The organism is Cryobacterium sp. AP23, from assembly GCF_054075385.1.
In genome coordinates this window covers 2591585-2607720 of the sequence record NZ_CM133415.1, presented here as the reverse complement: position 1 = coordinate 2607720, position 16136 = coordinate 2591585, and the positions used below count along the sequence as shown (strand labels likewise).

The 16136-nt window shown below is 67.2% G+C and carries 16 protein-coding genes and 1 tRNA gene; 11 read left to right on the top strand and 6 right to left on the bottom strand.

Going from position 1 to position 16136, the window contains the following annotated elements; genetic code table 11:
• Positions 1-114: 114 nt before the first annotated feature.
• The 3 genes from ACU5E9_RS12315 to ACU5E9_RS12305 all read left to right on the top strand — a co-directional run bounded on the left by ACU5E9_RS12315 (position 115) and on the right by ACU5E9_RS12305 (position 4898).
• Positions 115-2331, top strand: coding sequence for a putative bifunctional diguanylate cyclase/phosphodiesterase (locus tag ACU5E9_RS12315; RefSeq protein ID WP_456810206.1), 2217 nt, complete (start codon positions 115-117; stop codon positions 2329-2331).
• 95 nt (positions 2332-2426) lie between these two features.
• The gene (locus ACU5E9_RS12310) at positions 2427-3521 is read left to right on the top strand and encodes a Gfo/Idh/MocA family protein (protein ID WP_456810205.1); all 1095 of its coding nucleotides are present in this window, start codon (positions 2427-2429) and stop codon (positions 3519-3521) included.
• A gap of 9 nt (positions 3522-3530) precedes the next feature.
• A complete protein-coding gene (locus ACU5E9_RS12305; protein ID WP_456810204.1) occupies positions 3531-4898 on the top strand; it encodes a glucose-6-phosphate dehydrogenase in 1368 nt (455 codons plus the stop codon).
• 52 nt (positions 4899-4950) lie between these two features.
• Here the strand turns inward: ACU5E9_RS12305 and ACU5E9_RS12300 are convergent, their stop codons facing one another.
• Positions 4951-5340: an MmcQ/YjbR family DNA-binding protein gene (locus tag ACU5E9_RS12300; RefSeq protein ID WP_456810203.1), complete on the bottom strand. Its 390-nt coding sequence runs from the start codon at positions 5338-5340 to the stop codon at positions 4951-4953.
• A 59-nt stretch (positions 5341-5399) separates the two neighbouring features.
• On the opposite strand from ACU5E9_RS12300, the gene ACU5E9_RS12295 reads away from it, so the two are divergent.
• Positions 5400-5576, top strand: coding sequence for a hypothetical protein (locus ACU5E9_RS12295; RefSeq protein WP_456810202.1), 177 nt, complete (start codon positions 5400-5402; stop codon positions 5574-5576).
• 13 nt (positions 5577-5589) lie between these two features.
• Here ACU5E9_RS12295 and ACU5E9_RS12290 read toward each other — a convergent pair.
• Positions 5590-5660: transfer RNA gene (locus ACU5E9_RS12290), tRNA-Gly, on the bottom strand.
• Positions 5661-5730: 70 nt separating this feature from the next.
• On the opposite strand from ACU5E9_RS12290, the gene dcd reads away from it, so the two are divergent.
• Together dcd and ACU5E9_RS12280 are read left to right on the top strand one after the other, a co-directional pair.
• Positions 5731-6336 carry a dCTP deaminase gene (gene dcd / locus ACU5E9_RS12285; protein ID WP_456810201.1) on the top strand — a complete coding sequence of 202 codons (606 nt, stop codon included), beginning with the start codon at positions 5731-5733 and terminating at the stop codon, positions 6334-6336.
• Positions 6337-6458: 122 nt separating this feature from the next.
• Complete coding sequence (locus tag ACU5E9_RS12280) at positions 6459-6980, top strand: hypothetical protein (RefSeq protein WP_456810200.1); 522 nt, start codon at positions 6459-6461, stop codon at positions 6978-6980.
• A gap of 38 nt (positions 6981-7018) precedes the next feature.
• Here the strand turns inward: ACU5E9_RS12280 and ACU5E9_RS12275 are convergent, their stop codons facing one another.
• The gene (locus tag ACU5E9_RS12275; protein WP_456810199.1) at positions 7019-8194 is read right to left on the bottom strand and encodes a haloacid dehalogenase type II; all 1176 of its coding nucleotides are present in this window, start codon (positions 8192-8194) and stop codon (positions 7019-7021) included.
• Between the two features lie 290 nt (positions 8195-8484).
• Between ACU5E9_RS12275 and nrdD the strand changes: the two genes are divergently transcribed.
• Both nrdD and nrdG read left to right on the top strand, forming a co-directional pair.
• A complete protein-coding gene (gene nrdD, locus ACU5E9_RS12270; RefSeq protein WP_456810198.1) occupies positions 8485-10701 on the top strand; it encodes an anaerobic ribonucleoside-triphosphate reductase in 2217 nt (738 codons plus the stop codon).
• A 10-nt stretch (positions 10702-10711) separates the two neighbouring features.
• A complete protein-coding gene (gene nrdG / locus ACU5E9_RS12265; protein ID WP_456810197.1) occupies positions 10712-11314 on the top strand; it encodes an anaerobic ribonucleoside-triphosphate reductase activating protein in 603 nt (200 codons plus the stop codon).
• A gap of 23 nt (positions 11315-11337) precedes the next feature.
• On the opposite strand, the gene ACU5E9_RS12260 is transcribed toward nrdG, so the two are convergent.
• The gene (locus tag ACU5E9_RS12260; protein WP_456810196.1) at positions 11338-11886 is read right to left on the bottom strand and encodes a hypothetical protein; all 549 of its coding nucleotides are present in this window, start codon (positions 11884-11886) and stop codon (positions 11338-11340) included.
• A 154-nt stretch (positions 11887-12040) separates the two neighbouring features.
• On the opposite strand from ACU5E9_RS12260, the gene ACU5E9_RS12255 reads away from it, so the two are divergent.
• Positions 12041-12868 (top strand): CPBP family intramembrane glutamic endopeptidase, encoded by an 828-nt coding sequence (locus ACU5E9_RS12255; protein WP_456810195.1) that lies wholly within the window; start codon positions 12041-12043, stop codon positions 12866-12868.
• On the opposite strand, the gene ACU5E9_RS12250 is transcribed toward ACU5E9_RS12255, so the two are convergent.
• A complete protein-coding gene (locus tag ACU5E9_RS12250; RefSeq protein ID WP_456810194.1) occupies positions 12865-13152 on the bottom strand; it encodes a DUF1905 domain-containing protein in 288 nt (95 codons plus the stop codon). The two genes, ACU5E9_RS12255 and ACU5E9_RS12250, sit on opposite strands and share 4 nt — an antisense overlap.
• Before the next feature lie 26 nt (positions 13153-13178).
• Positions 13179-13844, bottom strand: a complete 666-nt coding sequence (locus ACU5E9_RS12245) for a GntR family transcriptional regulator (protein WP_456810193.1) — start codon at positions 13842-13844, stop codon at positions 13179-13181.
• 322 nt (positions 13845-14166) lie between these two features.
• Here ACU5E9_RS12245 and ACU5E9_RS12240 point away from each other — a divergent pair, with 322 nt between their 5' ends.
• Both ACU5E9_RS12240 and ACU5E9_RS12235 read left to right on the top strand, forming a co-directional pair.
• Positions 14167-15330 carry an NRAMP family divalent metal transporter gene (locus tag ACU5E9_RS12240; protein ID WP_456813534.1) on the top strand — a complete coding sequence of 388 codons (1164 nt, stop codon included), beginning with the start codon at positions 14167-14169 and terminating at the stop codon, positions 15328-15330.
• 17 nt (positions 15331-15347) lie between these two features.
• On the top strand, positions 15348-16133 hold the full coding sequence (locus ACU5E9_RS12235; protein WP_456810192.1) for a LamB/YcsF family protein: 786 nt from the start codon (positions 15348-15350) through the stop codon (positions 16131-16133).
• The last annotated feature ends 3 nt before the right edge of the window (positions 16134-16136 follow it).

The window sequence follows — 16136 nt, the reverse complement described above, 5'->3', positions numbered from 1 at the left end:
GTTTGACTGAGTCCCCTAATCTGAACCCGGGGGGTGCAGTTGTGGATGCTTAGGGAAAGGTACGACGCTCGTCCAGCCGGTCCTCGGGGAGTTCGATCCTGGTCCATGTGGGTCATGACGCTGCTCCTGGGCGCCTATGTGGTCGGCCTCGTCTTCCACGGCGACGATTACAGCCCGTTCATCGACGGCTGGTTGGGGTCGCTAACGCAACTGGTTCCGGCCGCCGTGTGCTGGCTGGCGCTAGCTCGCTCGGGGTCACGACGGTTGCAGGTCGGCCTGGCCGCCAGCGCTGTCACGGCGTTCGCTCTCGCGAACGCCTATTACATCGTGTCGCTGTCCGGCGCGCAGGCCCTGCCGTTTCCCTCGTTTGCCGACGTGGGTTACCTGCTCTATTACCCGCTGACACTGGCCGCCCTGATCACGCTCATGCACCGTCAGGTGCGCAAGCTGTCGTGGCCGGTCATCCTGGACAGCGCTGTGGGAGCACTGAGCTCCGCCGCCGTCCTGGCGGTGCTTCTGAGCCCGGTGGTGTCTTCGGCGATGGACGGCCCGCTGTCGCTTGCCACGGTATTCGCTGTTGCCTACCCGTTGTTCGACATGGTGCTGGTGGGTGCGATCGTCGGAATTGCCGCGACCCGGGGGCTCGACGCGGGTCGGCTGTGGCCCGTCCTGGTTGTGGGCCTGATGGTCTTCACCACCGCGGACATCGTCTACGCACTGCGTTTGGCTACCGACACCTATATTGTGGGCACGCCTCTTGACGCTGGGTGGGCCATCGGCCTCACCCTGATGGCCGTGTGGGTCTATGGATCGGCACCCCGCGACGACGCGCCGAGCCGGGCGACGGCCAGCACTTGGTCGCTCGCCATGCCGGCGCTGGCCACGGCCGCCGGACTCGCGATCCTCGTGTTGAGCAGCGTGACAAACGTGTCCTGGCTGGCCATCCTGTTGGCGAGTGTGACGCTGGTCATGGCGGCCGTGCGCACGCAGCTGGCGTACCGGCAGCTCGAGAAGATGGCCGACCTGCAGAGCCAGGCGCGCACTGACGACCTGACAGGTTTGCCCAACCGGAGGGCGCTCTACACCGATGTGCCACTTCGGCTGGCCGAGTCACCCGAGGGGCCCAGCGCACTCCTGCTGCTGGACCTCGACCGGTTCAAGGAGGTCAACGACAGCCTGGGCCACGACGTCGGTGACCGGCTGCTCGTACAGGTGGGCCAACGCCTGACCCAGCAACTCCGGGGCGACGACCTGCTGGCCCGGCTGGGCGGGGACGAGTTCGCGCTCCTGCTGCGCGACACCGGCCCCGAGCAGGCGCAGGTCATTGCCTCCTCGCTGCGCGCGGCCCTGGCCGAGCCCTTCACCCTCGAGGGCATTGCCCTGCAGGTCAACGGCAGTATCGGCATCGCGCTGTTTCCCGACCACGGCCACGACCTGACGGGACTGCTCCGCAAGGCCGACATGGCGATGTACGCCGCGAAGGCAGCACGCGCTGGACATCAAATCTACGATGGCGCCAAGGACAGCCGCGGCGACGAGAGGCTGCGCACCCTGCAGGAGCTGCGCACCGCCCTCCGCAACGACGAGCTGGTGCTTCACTACCAACCCAAGATCGACCTGGCCACCGACGACGTGAGCGGGGTCGAAGCGCTCGTGCGCTGGAACCACCCCAGCCGGGGCCTGCTCTTCCCTGACTCGTTCCTCACCCTGGTCGAGGAGGCCGGGTTGATGCACGACATGACGCAGATCGTGCTCGGGAAGGCGCTCGACGCGGCCGCGATCTGGCAGGCGCGCGGCCGGCCGTTGACCGTGGCCGTCAACCTCTCGGCCAGCTCGCTCATCGACGCCGGCCTGCCCTCCCGCATCACCGCGATGCTCACGGAACGCGCGCTGAGCGCATCGGCGTTGATGCTGGAAATCACCGAGGACTTCCTGATGCAGGATCGTGATCGGGCCCACGCCATCCTGACGCTCCTGCGCGAGAGCGGCATCCAGATCGCCATTGACGACTTCGGCACCGGGTACAGCTCGCTGTCGTATCTGCGGGACCTGCCCATCGACGAGCTCAAACTCGACCGCTCCTTCGTGCTGCCCATGGCCGACAACGAACGAGCATCCACACTCGTGGCCTCCACCATCGGATTGGCCCACGGTCTCGGCCTCCGCATCGTCGCCGAGGGCGTGGAGGTTGAGGATGCGTACCTCGACCTGGTCCGCCTGGGCTGCGACCACGCCCAGGGGTACTTCATGTCCCGCCCGCTCCCGGCCGCGGAACTGGATGACTGGATCGAGCGGCGGGCGATCACTGCCCGCGACGCGGCACTGCGCTAGTCACCCCTTATTGCCGCCGTCCTTGCCCAACCGGCCTGCCGGGCGTTACGGTCGTAAACGGCATTCGACGACGTGGCCGAGAATGGAATCGCAACGTGAACAGCAGTAACGAGACCGCGGCGCGAATCGATTTCGCCATCATCGGCAGCGGATGGCGCAGTGAATTCTTCCTCCGCATCGCCCGGGAGCTCCCGGACCGATTTCGGGTCGTCGGGCTCGTGACCCGCAGCGATGCCACCGGACGGGCGATCCGAAGCGGGTGGAGCGTTCCGACCTTTCCCACCATCGACCAGCTCGTCCAGCACACGACACCAAAATTCGCTGTGGTGTCGGTTCCGCGCCAGGTGGCGCCGGAAGCGATCACCCGCCTTGCCGGCCACGGGATCCCGGTGCTCACCGAGACCCCGCCCGGGTCGGACGTGGAGGCAACCCTCCCGCTGTACAGACTCGTGGCCGATGGCGCGATCATCCAGGTGGCCGAGCAGTACCACCTGTCTCCGCTGCTGTCCGCACAGTTGGCCATCGCACGCTCGGGAAGGCTCGGCGAGGTCAGCCAAGTGATGGTGGCCCAGTGCCACGACTACCACGGGGTGAGCATCATCCGTCGGGCACTCGGTGTGGGCTTCGCCGCTGCGCGGATCACCGCGTCGGAGTTCCGGTCCCCGCTGGTGCAGGGGCCCGGCCGCTCGGGAGACCCCGACCAGGAGGTCGTGGTCGAAGCGAACCAGGTGACGGCCCGGTTGGAGTTCGGCGATCAGTTGGGCGTCTACGACTTTGCTTCTGAGCAGTACTTCTCCTGGATCCGCGCCAACCGGCTCCTCATCCGTGGCGATCGCGGCGAGATCAACGACCTCGAGGTGCGGTATCTGCAGGACTTCCGCACCCCCATGTTCCACACCATCCGCCGAGTCGACACCGGCGAGGGCGGGAATCTCGAGGGACGTTTCGTCCGCGGCCTCATCGCCGGCGACGAGTGGGTTTATCGCAACCCGTTCATGCCGGCCCGATTGAGTGACGATGAACTCGCCATCGCGGAATGCCTGGTGCGGATGAGCGCCCACGTCGACGGCGGGCCGCCGTTCTACAGCCTGGCTGAAGCTTCGCAAGACCACTATCTGCACCTGCTCATGAAGCAGGCGGTTGAGACCGGCGAGGTCGTCACGTCCACTCCCCAGCCGTGGGGCGACTAGGTTCGAACAATGGCTGAACACCGTAAGACCCTGGTAATTTTCGGCGCGGGCGGAGACCTGAGCACCCGGTTGCTCCTTCCCGGTCTCGGCCAGCTTCTCGCGGCCGACCGTGACATCGAGCTCGAGTTGATCGGTGCGAGCAACGCGGAGCTCTCCACGGAGGCATGGCAGGAGATGCTCCGCACCGCCTTCGCGAAGGGCGGAGCCGACCCGGATGCCACTGAAGCGGTCGTTGCCCGTAGCCGCTACTTCGTCGCCGATGCCACCGACGCGAAGGACCTGAGCCGGATCCTCGGCGAATGCGCGACCGCGCCCGCCCTGTACTTCGCGCTTCCGCCGGCCGTGACCGAGGCCAGCTGCCGGGCGCTTGACACCATCGAGCTTCCTGAGGGCACCTCGCTGGCCCTGGAGAAGCCATTCGGCACCGACCTGGCCAGCGCGGTTGCGCTCAACCGCCTCGTCTCGCGCCTCGTCCCCGAGTCGAGGATCCACCGCGTGGACCACTTCCTCGGCAAGTCCACGGTGCTGAACCTGCTCGGCCTTCGCTTCGCGAACCGGATTTTCGAGCAGAACTGGAACGCGGAGAACATCGAGAAGATCGAGATCCACTACGACGAGAAACTCGGCCTGGAGAGTCGCGCCGGGTACTACGACAAGGCGGGTGCGCTCGTCGACATGATCCAGAGCCACCTGCTCCTGGTGCTGGCCCTGGCCACGATGGAACCGCCCTCGACCCTCGACTCCGACGACCTGCGCGGGGCGATGGCGCAAGCCCTGCGTGCGACCCACCTGTGGCCGGGCGAACCCGAGTTGGTCGCGCGCCGCGCGCGGTACACGGCCGGCACGATCGACGGCCGCGACCTGCCCTCCTACGCGGACGAGAAGGGTGTCGACCCGGCGCTGAAGACCGAGACGCTCGCGGAGATCACCCTCGCCGTCGACAACTGGCGGTGGGCCGGGGTTCCCATCGTGTTGCGCTCGGGGAAGGCGCTCGATGACACCCGCAAGGACATCGTGGTCACCTTCAAGCCTGTGCCTCACCTGCCCATCGGGCTGACCGGCCCCACCGCGCCCACCACGCTGCACATCGCGCTCGACCCGAACGGGATCAAGCTCGACATCAACGTCAATGGAGAGGGCGACCCGTTCACCCTCGAGACAGTGTCACTCGAGTCGGATCTCGGTGCCGGAGCGCTGGATGCCTACGGCGAGGTTCTCGCGGGCATCCTGACCAGCGACCCGTCAATCTCGGTGCGCGGGGACGTCGCCGAGGAGTGCTGGCGGATCATCACCCCGATCCTCGAGGCGTGGAAGAAGGATGCCGTGCCGCTGGATGAGTACCCGGCCGGAAGCGCGGGCCCAGCCAGCTGGCGCTGAGGCAGAGCGTGACGTTGGTCCGCTCGGGTCTGGCGACGTTCGGCCGACCGTTTCACTCCTCCGGGTGCTGGCCGAAGCTCGCTGGGTCGACCGGTCGTTGATTCCGCGGCAGGTTCTCAACGACCAGCAGGTACGACTCGGTCACGAGTTCGTCAACGAGTGAAAGGCCGAGGCCGTCGCCGGGGTGCAGGGTGATCCAGTGCCTCTTGTTCATGTGGTAACCCGGAGTGATCTCTGTGAACTCCTGCTGCAGACTGAGGCCGTTGTCCGGCTTCGACTTGAGTGTCACGACCGGCTCGCCTCCCACCTCGGTTTGAAGCATGAACACTTTCCCGCGCACTTTGTAGACATCCCAGCGCTCGCCGAACGGATGGGTCAGTTCCGCACCGGGCAGCGCCTGAATCCGATCGGCGGCGCGCTCCTGCAACTTTCTACCGTTCACGACGTTCCTTTGCTGGTTGGCTGGTTATTGCACGCGAGAGATCGGCCGCGGACCGGCGAGTGGTCCTCGTCTCCCTCACCGGACCCGGGCGCCACCTGGAGGGGCCGGTAACCGCGATCTGGCGTCAACTCGAGGAGCAGACCGTGAACGGGTTGACCTCGTCGGAGCAGGACCAGCTGCGGATCTTGCTGCTTCGCGTCGCAACCTCGATCACATCAGCTGTGACGAACGACTGAACGGCTCTCAGGGAGCGGATGACGGGAATCGAACCCGCGCTATCAGCTTGGGAAGCTGAAGTTCTACCATTGAACTACATCCGCGCGACCAGGCCGCCGAAGCGGCACTGGAACCGTGCCAGCCTATCAAGACTTGCGCCGCTAGGCTGGCACCGTGCTTCTCTCGGATCGTGACATCAAGGCCCAGATCGACGCGGAACGTATTGCGCTTACGCCTTACGACCCGGAGATGATCCAGCCGTCGAGCATCGACGTGCGGCTGGACCGGTTCTTCCGGTTGTTCGACAACCACAAGTACCCGTTCATCGACCCCGCCGAGGATCAGCCCGAACTCACCCGGCTGATCGAGGCCAAGGGCGACGACCCGTTCATCCTGCACCCCGGTGAATTCGTGCTCGGCGCCACCTTCGAGGCCGTCACCCTGCCCGACGACGTCGCTGCGCGTCTCGAGGGCAAGAGCTCGCTGGGCCGGCTCGGCCTGCTCACCCACTCCACCGCCGGGTTCATCGACCCGGGTTTCACCGGGCACGTCACGCTCGAGCTCAGCAACGTGGCCACCCTGCCGATCAAGCTGTGGCCGGGCATGAAGATCGGCCAGCTGTGCTTCTTCCAGCTCAGCTCGGCGGCCGAGAACCCCTACGGATCCACCGCCTACAGCTCCCGCTACCAGGGCCAGCGCGGCCCGACGGCATCCCGGTCGCACCTGAACTTCCACCGCACCGACGTCGGCACGACGGATGCCGGCAGCCTGGGCGCGTAGTCGGCTCGCGAGCTGAGAGAAAAGCCCCTTCCGGGTGCGTTTTTTGGGGTTCTGCTCACGGTTCGCGGGAGGTGGAACGTGACGTTCACATGGGCGTTACGTGGGGGCGGTAAAATTCGGGCATGACCACCTCAGAGTCCCGTTTCGCCGAGGCGCTGATCGCCGACGGTCCCACCCCGGAATATCCCGGGCGCATGCGCCGGTTCGGCCAGCTCGTGGGCACCTGGGCGGCGCACGGCAGCAAGCTCGACGAGGCCACGGGAGAGTGGACCGAACGGGAGTTCACCTGGATCGTGCAGTTCGTGCTCGACGGGCGTGCGGTGCAGGACGTCGAGGTCGTGGCCAGCACCACGCATCCGTCGGGCTTTGAGACCATCGCCACCGCCGTGCGGGTCTACGACCAGCTGGCCGGAGCCTGGCGGGTGAGCTACTTCGCCCCGACCCTGGGGGAGTACTGCCACCTGATCGCCACCCCGTACCGCAACGGGCTGCGCCAGGACGGCACCGGCACCGACGGCCGCCCCGTGCGCTGGAACTTCACCTCGATCACCGAGGACGGCTACACCTGGGAGGGCTGGGTGAGCGACGACGAGGGCTCCACCTGGCACCTGGTGGAGCACAACGAGGCCGTGCGGGTGCACTGAGCCGTACGGGGGCACTGAGTCATACGGGTGCACCGGACTCAGCTCGGTGCACCGGCCTCGGCCACTCTGGTGTGCACGACGATCTCGGAATGCAGGGTGCGATGCACCGGGCACATGTCGGCGATCTCGCTCAGTCGCTGACGCTGCTCGTCGGTTAGGTCTCCCTCGATCCAGAGCACCCGCTCGATGTGGTCGATCTGCCCGACGACGGTCTCACAGTCGGCGCAATCCTTGGCGTGGACACGGTTGTGCCGAAGGGTCACGGTCACCTTGTCCAGCGGCCAGTCCTTGCGCTCGGCGTACATCCGCAGGGTCATCGAGGTGCACGCGCCCAGGCCGGCCAGTACCAGGTCGTACGGCGCCGGGCCGGTATCAGTGCCGACCGGCCGGGGCTCGTCGGCGGTGAGCCGGTGCGGGCCGACGGTGATCTGCTGCGCGTAGCCGCCCGTTCCGGTCTCGGTCACCACCACGAGGCCCTCGGCCGGGTCGGGTAGTTCAGCGGATGCCGGCGGCGCAGCTTCGGCTGCCGCGGCCGGCACATCAACCAGCACCGTGGCCAGTTCCGCCAACCGGGTCACCGTGTAGTCCGGTGCCGTGAAGTAGCTCGGGTAGGTGTCACCGCTGCGGTTCAGCCAGGCCGTGGCCAGGCCCGCCCGCGCGGCGCCGTGGATGTCCCACGGGTGCACGGCCACGAGCAGCAGGTCGGCGGGTCGCACTCCGCACGCCGCGGCCGCGTAGTCGTACGCGGCCCGCGCCGGTTTCCAGAGCCCTGCCTCTTCGACGCTGAGCAGGGCCTCGAAGTCGTCCACGAGCGCGTCCGTGGCCAGGAGCGTCCTGGCCACCTCGGCGGAGCCGTTGGACAGGGTCACCAGTCGCAACCCGGCGCCCTTCAATGCGCGAACCCCCTCGGTGACATCGGGATGCAGACTCAGCGACCCGAATCCCGCCATCACGTGCTCCACCGCGTCGTCGACGCTTCGCAGCAGCGGCACGTCGCGGAGGACGCCGCGTAGCAGTTCGGACCCGATCGCCGAGAATGGTGCCGCGCCGCCAGCCGCGGCGAGGGCGAAACCATCCCTGAGCAGCGCAGCGAACCAGGCGGAGGCAAGGTGCGCCGGAGCGCCGACCTGCACGAACCGGGCCTGCATGTGGCCCAAGTTCGAGAGGGTTTCATTGACGTCGAAGACGATGACTGCCGGGGCGGTGGTGTTCATGGATTCGGATCCTTTGCGGCCGGCTGAGCCGGCGTTGGTCACGCCGTTCTTGTGGTGAGTGTATGCGAGCGGGGAGATCGCCGGCAGGGTCGGCGGCGTGTCGCCGAGGCGCTTCCCGCAGCCCCGTGACGCAACACGCCGACGCCGTCGGGGTGCACAAGTGTGCACCCGGCAACACTGTCGTATCCGTGCCGTGTTCTCGGCCTTCGAATGGCACCGACCACTACATCTAGCGGCACTAGGGACCAAAGCCCCCTAAATGTAGTGAGGCTCGTCCCTATGCTGAAGGCGTGAATCCAACCACCAGCGCCCCCGCCCACCCGACGACGACGTCGGCCCTGCACACCATCCAGGTCGTCAAGCGCGACGGCCGGCGGGTGGCCTTCGACAACACCAAGGTCTTCGACGCCCTGGCGAAGGCGGCGGCGGAGATCCACGGCGAGATGAGCCCGTTGGTGCACCGGGCTGTTGTGGAGATCGTGGCTGCCGTGGACCGGGAGATCGCAGGCCGGTTCAGCACCGACATCAAGATCTACGAGGTGCAGAACATCGTGGAGCACGCCCTGCTCGAAAGCCACGAATACGATCTGGCCGAGAAGTACATCGGCTACCGCACCCAGCGTGACTTCGCCCGCAGCAAGTCCACCGACATCAACCACTCGATCATCAACCTGTTGAGCAAGGACTCCAGCGTGGTGAACGAGAACGCCAACAAGGACAGCGACGTCTTCAACACCCAGCGCGACCTCACCGCTGGGGCAGTGGGCAAGGCCATCGGGCACAAGATGCTGCCGCCGCACGTCTCGAATGCGCACCAGAAGGGCGACATCCACTTCCACGACCTGGATTACAGCCCGTACGCACCGATGACGAATTGCTGCCTCATCGACTTCACGGGCATGCTCAGCCGCGGTTTCCGCATCGGCAACGCCGACGTGGAGCCGCCCAAGTCGATCCAGACCGCCACCGCGCAGATCTCGCAGATCATCGCCAACGTGGCCTCCAGCCAGTACGGCGGATGCTCCGCCAACCGGGTCGACGAGCTCCTGGCCCCCTACGCCAGGGAGAACTTCGCCAAGCACCTCGCCGACGCGAAGCGGTGGATCGGTGATGAGACCGAGCATCGCCCGTTCGCGGAGGAGAAGACCCGCAAGGACATCTACGACGCGATGCAGAGCCTCGAGTACGAGATCAACACGCTGTTCACCTCCAACGGGCAGACCCCGTTCGTGTCACTGGGCTTCGGGCTGGGCACCGACTGGTTCGAGCGCGAGATCCAGCGCGCCATCCTGCAGATCCGCATCGACGGCCTCGGCAGCGAGAAGCGCACCGCGATCTTCCCCAAGCTGATCTTCACGCTCAAACGCGACCTCAATCTGGCCGCGGGCGACCCGAACTACGACATCAAGCAGTTGGCGCTGGAGTGCTCCACCAAACGGATGTACCCGGACGTGCTCAGCTACGACAAGATCGTCGACATCACCGGCAGCTTCAAGGTGCCGATGGGCTGCCGCTCCTTTCTGCAGGGCTGGACCGACGCCGACGGCAACGACGTCTCCGAGGGCCGGATGAACCTCGGCGTGGTGACGCTGAACCTGCCGCGCATCGCGCTGGAGGCAGCGGGCGACAAGGAGAAGTTCTGGGGCATCCTCGCGGAGCGCCTCGAGATCACCCGCGACGCCCTGGTCTTCCGGGTCGAGCGGTGCAAGCAGGCGACCCCCGCGAACGCGCCGATTCTGTACGTCTACGGGGCGTTCGGCCAGCAGCTCAGCCGCACCGACTCCGTCGACACCCTGTTCAAGGACGGCCGCTCCACCGTGTCGCTGGGCTACATCGGGCTCTACGAGGTGGCCGCCTCCTTCTACGGCGGCGCGTGGGAGTCCAACCCGGAGGCGAAGGCGTTCACTCTCGAGATCCTCACCGCGCTCTCCACCTCCACCAAGGCCTGGACCGAGGAGTACGGCTACCAGTTCAGCGTCTACTCCACCCCGAGTGAGAGCCTCACCGACAGGTTCTCCCGACTGGACAAGGCCAAGTTCGGCTCGGTGGAGAACATCACCGACAAGGATTACTACACCAACAGCTTCCACTACGACGTGCGCAAGAACCCGACGCCGTTCGAGAAGCTGGACTTCGAGATGGACTACCCGCAGCTCTCCTCCGGCGGCTTCATCCACTACTGCGAGTACCCGGTGCTGCAGCAGAACCCGAAGGCGCTCGAAGCGGTCTGGGACTACGCCTACGACCGGGTCGGCTACCTCGGCACCAACACCCCGATCGACCGCTGCTACAAGTGCGACTTCGCCGGTGACTTCACCCCCACCGAACGTGGCTTCGCCTGCCCCGATTGCGGCAACGACGACCCGGCCACCTGCGACGTGGTCAAGCGCACCTGCGGGTACCTCGGCAACCCGCAGGCCCGGCCGATGGTGCACGGCCGCCACCAGGAGATCGTCTCCCGGGTCAAGCACATGGCCGGCGCCACCGGTGTCAGCGGCCCGGCCTAGGCGACTGAGGATGCGGCATCCGGCGCCCCGGGAATGGTTGGCCGACAAGCTCAGCCAGGGCTTCGTGGGCGACTACAAACCGTTCATGTTCGTGGACGGTGAGGGCGTGCGCTGCAGCCTGTACGTGAGCGGATGCCTGTTCGCCTGCGAGGGCTGCTTCAACCGGGCCACCTGGAACTTCCGGTATGGCAACCCGTACACCGCCGAGCTCGAAGACCGGATCCTCGCCGACCTGGCCCAGCCGTACGTGCAGGGCCTGACCCTGCTCGGCGGCGAACCGTTCCTGAACACCGGGGTGTGCCTGCAGCTGGTGCGCCGGGTGCGCGCGGAGTTCGGCGCCGGCAAGGACATCTGGTCGTGGACCGGCTACACCTTCGAGGAACTGCTCCTCGACAGCGCCGACAAGCTGGAGCTGCTGGGCCACCTTGACGTTCTCGTGGACGGCCCGTTCGACGAGTCGCTCAAGGACCTGCGGCTGCAGTTCCGCGGCAGCAGCAACCAGCGCATCATCGACGTGCCCAGGTCCCTCGCCGCCGGCCACACGGTGCTCTGGGCCAACCGGGTGGATGCAACGAGGAGCTACGAGCAGCTGGAGAAGCAGGCGCTGATCTGAGGTTGTCCGCCGCGAGGTGGGCGTCAGAGGTGGTTGTGCACGTACGCCCACCGACCCCCGAGGGCCGCGGTGAGCTCGGCGCGCAGGGTGCGCGCCACGTCGGCCGGATCGAACACACCGCCCTGCTGGGGCAGCGACTGCGGATCGAGCACAATGGCCAGCGAGCCCACGGCGACCGATCCCTCGAGGTCCCAGTCACCGAGCAGCGCCTCGTGCCCGCAGCTCTCGCAGCGCGCAACAGGCTCCACGCGTTCCTCGCCCCACTGCTCGATCTGATCCCAGGCGTCGCCGACGGCGCCGCAGGCCGGGCAGGCCGGCGCATCGGTGCCGTCGCCGGCCACCCAGTACAGCCCCGGGGCGATCACGAAGGTCATGCCGCCGAAGCCGGGCCAGCGGGGCAGCAGGCCGGCGGACTCGCGCAGGGCCGGCTCGGTCGGGAACTGCCAGTCGGTGCCGTCGAAGGGCGCCGCCCAGCCTGAGGCGATGAGCCACTCGCGCACGGCCGCGATGCGCCCGTCCGCTCCGGCGTCGGGCGTGCTGATGTCCACAAGCTGTTCTCGATGATCCCCCATGGCGCCAATTATGGGTCCGCCAGTCCCGTGGAGGGGGAGAAATTCGCGAATCGCCGCATCCGGAGCCCTCCGCAATGTTTGTGTCGAGGCTTTCTTGGTCCTATTTTCTTGTTGAGGCTGCGCATCCGCCGGCCAGGAACGAGGGGGTCAGCAGGTGCCAGAGCAGCAACGGGTGTCGTGGTGGAAGGCGTTCTGGGACCGCGGCGGGTGGTGGCGTGCGCTCCTGCTCGCCGCTGCGTATTTCGTTCTGTATGAACTCGGATCCCTCCTGTTCGCGCCCCTGGCCGAATCGCTCACCGACCCGTCGTCGGCGGCGGCGATCCTGGTCTATTACGTGTTGCCGATCGCCCTGGGCAGCGTCCTTCTCCTGGTGTTCGCGGTGTCGGTCGGATGGCTGTCCACACTTTTCCACCGCCAGCCGATCCGAGGGCGCGGTTGGATGTGGATCGCCGTTGTCGTTGTGCTCGGATTCAACATTCTGCGGTTCGCGACCATCGACTACAGCGAGGCCGGGTTCGACGTCGTGGCGGCCTGGCTGCTGGCGGGGCTGTTCATCGGGTTCGCCGAGGAGGTGCTCACCCGCGGCTTCGTGGTGAACATGCTGCGCACAGCCGGCTTCCGTGAAGTGTCTGTCGCGGCCATCTCCGCAGCGATCTTCTCAGGGCTGCACGCCGGAAACCTGCTCTCGGGCCAGCCCCTGTTCACCACGGTGCTGCAGCTGGTCTACACGTTCGCGTTCGGCGTCTGCATGTACCTTGCGCTGCGGGTGACCGGCAACCTGATCGCGCCGATTCTGCTGCACGCCAGCACTGATCCCAGCGTCTTCCTGCAGGGCATGTACCCCGTTGACAGCCCACTCGCCACGATCGCGGGTGCGGGGAACATCCCCGTCATCCTGACCGGCCTGATACTCCTCATCTTCATTCGCGGCCGGGTCGCGACGGCGCCCCTCGAGCGGGACACGGCCGGAACGATCGCTTAGGTCAACCGCTCTGACAGGCGCACGAGGACGTCGTCCCCGACGTCTTTGCCGAGCTTCGTGCGGAGCTTGGCGCTGATCGACAGCATGTGCCCGCCCGATCCGGTGGGCATCAGGCCGGCCGTGACCGGCTGGTCATCCACCTGCGCCACCACGCGGACGGCCTTGCCGGTGCCGAACAGCTCCACCGAGCCGGGGACCTCGACACACGACCACAGCTCACCCTTCACGAGCACTCCGATGGGAGCAGTGAAGGAAAACTGCATCGGGCCGATACCTGTGCTCACGAGGATCTCCATTCAACGACTGACGGTCAAGCGGGAATGCGCGCGTAGGCGGCGACGATCGTGCGTTCGGACTGCAGCAGGTAGTCCTCCAGCGCGTCCGCGGCTGCCGCGGCGTCGCCGGCGAGGTAGAGCTCCAGCACGGCGGCGTTGCGCTCGAGGAAGGGGCGGTGCAGGTAGTCCGGGTCGTCGAGCAGGCCGAAGGCCAGGCGCAGCTCGGCGGAGATGTTCGCGTAGAGCCGATCGAGGTGGTCGCTGTCGGCGAGGGCCACGATCGCGGAGTGGAAGGCCATGTTGGCGGTGCCCACCGCGATCCAGTCGTCGGCGTCGCGGCTGGCCTGTGCGGATTCCACGGCGGCGCGCATCCGTCGGCTGGCGGGATGCCGGGCCGGAGCCGTGCGGAGCGCCTGGCACTCGATCATGCGGCGCACCCGGTAGATGTCGATGATCGAGGCGAGCGACGGCACGGCGACGAACACGCCGGCATGCGGCTTGTGCACGAGCAGGCGCTCGTGGGTGAGCATCCGGAAGGCTTCGCGCAGGGTGTTGCGGGAGACGCCGAGGCGCACGCTGACCGCGGACTCCGACAGGCGCTGGCCGGGCACGAAGTCGCCGTCGATCAGCAGCCGGCGCAGGCTCTCGGCCGCCTGGTCCGCGCGGGAAAGACTGTCGTCCGCTTCGTCATGTTCCGCCACGTCGCCACTCTAGCGATTGCGGTCCCGGACCGCGGGGCAGAAGCGGCCTACCTTGTTCACCGAAACATGCCGGAAACGAACTGTTTACCCGATTGATTGTTCAACAATCCGCCATCCATCGTTCACGCGCCTAGGCTCGATGCGTGGGGTTCCGGTCCCCTCGAGCTGAAGTACACCCGATGGATCTTTCCCCCCGACGAAAAGGATGTGCCCCTTGACCGACCCCGCCACCACCGCCCCACCCGCGGAACCCACCGAACAGCAGAGCGTCCGCAGCATCGCGAAGAGCCGCCGCACCGCCCTGATCGGCGCGCTGTTCCTGATGGCCACCTCGGCTATCGGCCCCGGCTTCATCACCCAGACCGCCACGTTCACCGCGCAGATGGGCGCCGCGTTCGCGTTCGGCATCCTCGCCTCGATCCTCATCGACTTCGCCGTGCAGCTGAACATCTGGCGCATGATCACGGTCAGCGGCAAGCGCGCACCGGAGCTGGCCAACCTCGCCATCCCCGGCAGCGGCTTCGTGCTCGCCTTCCTCGTCATCCTCGGCGGCCTGGTGTTCAACATCGGCAACATCGCCGGGGCCGGCCTCGGCCTCAACGTGCTGACCGGCCTGGACGCGAAGATCGGCGGGCTGCTCAGCGCCCTGTTCGCGATCGCGATCTTCCTCGCCAAGCGGGCCGGCGCGGTCGTCGACCGGGTCGTCGTCATCGCCGGGCTCGTCATGATCGTGCTCACCGTGATCGTCGCGTTCATCTCCCAGCCGCCGATCGGGGATGCGCTGCGCCAGACCGTGTTCCCCGACGAGATCAACTTCGCCACCATCACCACCATCGTGGGCGGCACCGTCGGCGGTTACATCACCTACGCCGGCGCGCACCGCCTGCTCGCCAGCGGCACCGCCGGGGTCGAGCACGTCAAGGAGGTCAACCGCGCGGCGTTCAACGGCATCCTGGTCACCGGCATCATGCGCTACGTGCTCTTCCTGGCGATCCTCGGCGTCGTGGCCGGCGGCGTGATCATCGACACCTCGGGCACCGCGGCCAACCCCGCCGCCCAGGCATTCCAGGCCGCGGCCGGCGAATTCGGCCTCCGCGTCTTCGGCGCGATCTTCTGGATCGCCGCGATCACCAGCATCATCGGCGCCGCGTACACCTCGGTGTCGTTCCTGCCGGTGTTCTCCAAGAAGATCGTCGGCCGTGCCGCCGACCTCGCCACCATCGTCTTCATCGTGGTGTCGCTCGGCGTCTACCTGCTCATCGGCACCGCCCCGGCCACCCTGATGGTATTCGTCGGCGGCTTCAACGGCCTGATCCTGCCGATCGGCCTCACCATCTTCATGTACATCGGCTGGTTCCGCGGCGACCTCATGAACGGCTACCGCTACCCCAAGTGGCTGCTCGTGATCGGCACCCTCGCCACGGTACTCACCTGGTACATGGCCGTGATGGCGGTCGGCCCGATCTTCTCGCTGCTGACCCTCTAAGGACAGAAGGACACCGCATGAGCACCATCGACCTGAACAGCGACCTCGGCGAAGGCTTCGGCCGCTGGACCCTCGGCGACGACGCGGAAATGCTCGGCATCGTCACCAGCGCGAACATCGCCTGCGGCTTCCACGCCGGCGACCCGCTGGTCATCCGCCAGACCGTGATCGGGGCCCGCGACGCCGGGGTCGCGATCGGTGCGCACGTGGGCTACCGCGACCTGGCCGGGTTCGGCCGGCGCAACATGGACGTCTCCAGCGCCGAGCTGGTCGCCGACGTGATCTACCAGATCGGGGCGCTGCAGGGCATCGCCCGGGCCGCCGGCACCACCGTCACCTACGTGAAGCCGCACGGCGCGCTGTACAACACGATCGTGCACGACGTCCGCCAGGCCAACGACGTGGTGACCGCCATCCGCGAGATCGACCCGACCCTCGCCCTCCTGGGCCTGCCGGGCTCCGAGGTGCTGCGGGCAGCGGATGCCGCGGGCCTCCGCACCGTGACCGAGGCCTTCGCCGACCGCGCCTACACCCCGGCCGGCACCCTGGTCTCGCGCCGGGAGACCGGATCGGTGCTGCACGACGCCGAGCAGGTGGCAGCACGGATGGTGCAGCTGGCGACCAAGGGCACCCTCACCGCCATCGACGGCAGCACCATCACCGTCGCCGCGGAGTCGATCTGCGTGCACGGCGACAGCCCGGGCGCCACCGAGATGGCCCGCCACGTGCGGCAAGCCCTCACCGCGGCCGGCATCGGCCTCACCGCCTTCGCCCCGCGGCCGAGCGAGACGCGGACCGCCTAGGGT

What these genes read in the sequence shown, in the direction of transcription:
- ACU5E9_RS12280 (WP_456810200.1), top strand. Translation starts at nt 6,459, where the DNA reads ATGACCACCTCAGAGTCCCGTTTCGCCGAGGCGCTGATCGCCGACGGT.
- ACU5E9_RS12315 (WP_456810206.1), top strand. Translation starts at nt 115, where the DNA reads ATGACGCTGCTCCTGGGCGCCTATGTGGTCGGCCTCGTCTTCCACGGC.
- nrdG (WP_456810197.1), top strand. Translation starts at nt 10,712, where the DNA reads ATGCGGCATCCGGCGCCCCGGGAATGGTTGGCCGACAAGCTCAGCCAG.
- ACU5E9_RS12305 (WP_456810204.1), top strand. Translation starts at nt 3,531, where the DNA reads ATGGCTGAACACCGTAAGACCCTGGTAATTTTCGGCGCGGGCGGAGAC.
- ACU5E9_RS12240 (WP_456813534.1), top strand. Translation starts at nt 14,167, where the DNA reads ATGGCCACCTCGGCTATCGGCCCCGGCTTCATCACCCAGACCGCCACG.
- ACU5E9_RS12235 (WP_456810192.1), top strand. Translation starts at nt 15,348, where the DNA reads ATGAGCACCATCGACCTGAACAGCGACCTCGGCGAAGGCTTCGGCCGC.
- ACU5E9_RS12260 (WP_456810196.1), bottom strand. Translation starts at nt 11,886, where the DNA reads ATGGGGGATCATCGAGAACAGCTTGTGGACATCAGCACGCCCGACGCC.
- ACU5E9_RS12275 (WP_456810199.1), bottom strand. Translation starts at nt 8,194, where the DNA reads ATGAACACCACCGCCCCGGCAGTCATCGTCTTCGACGTCAATGAAACC.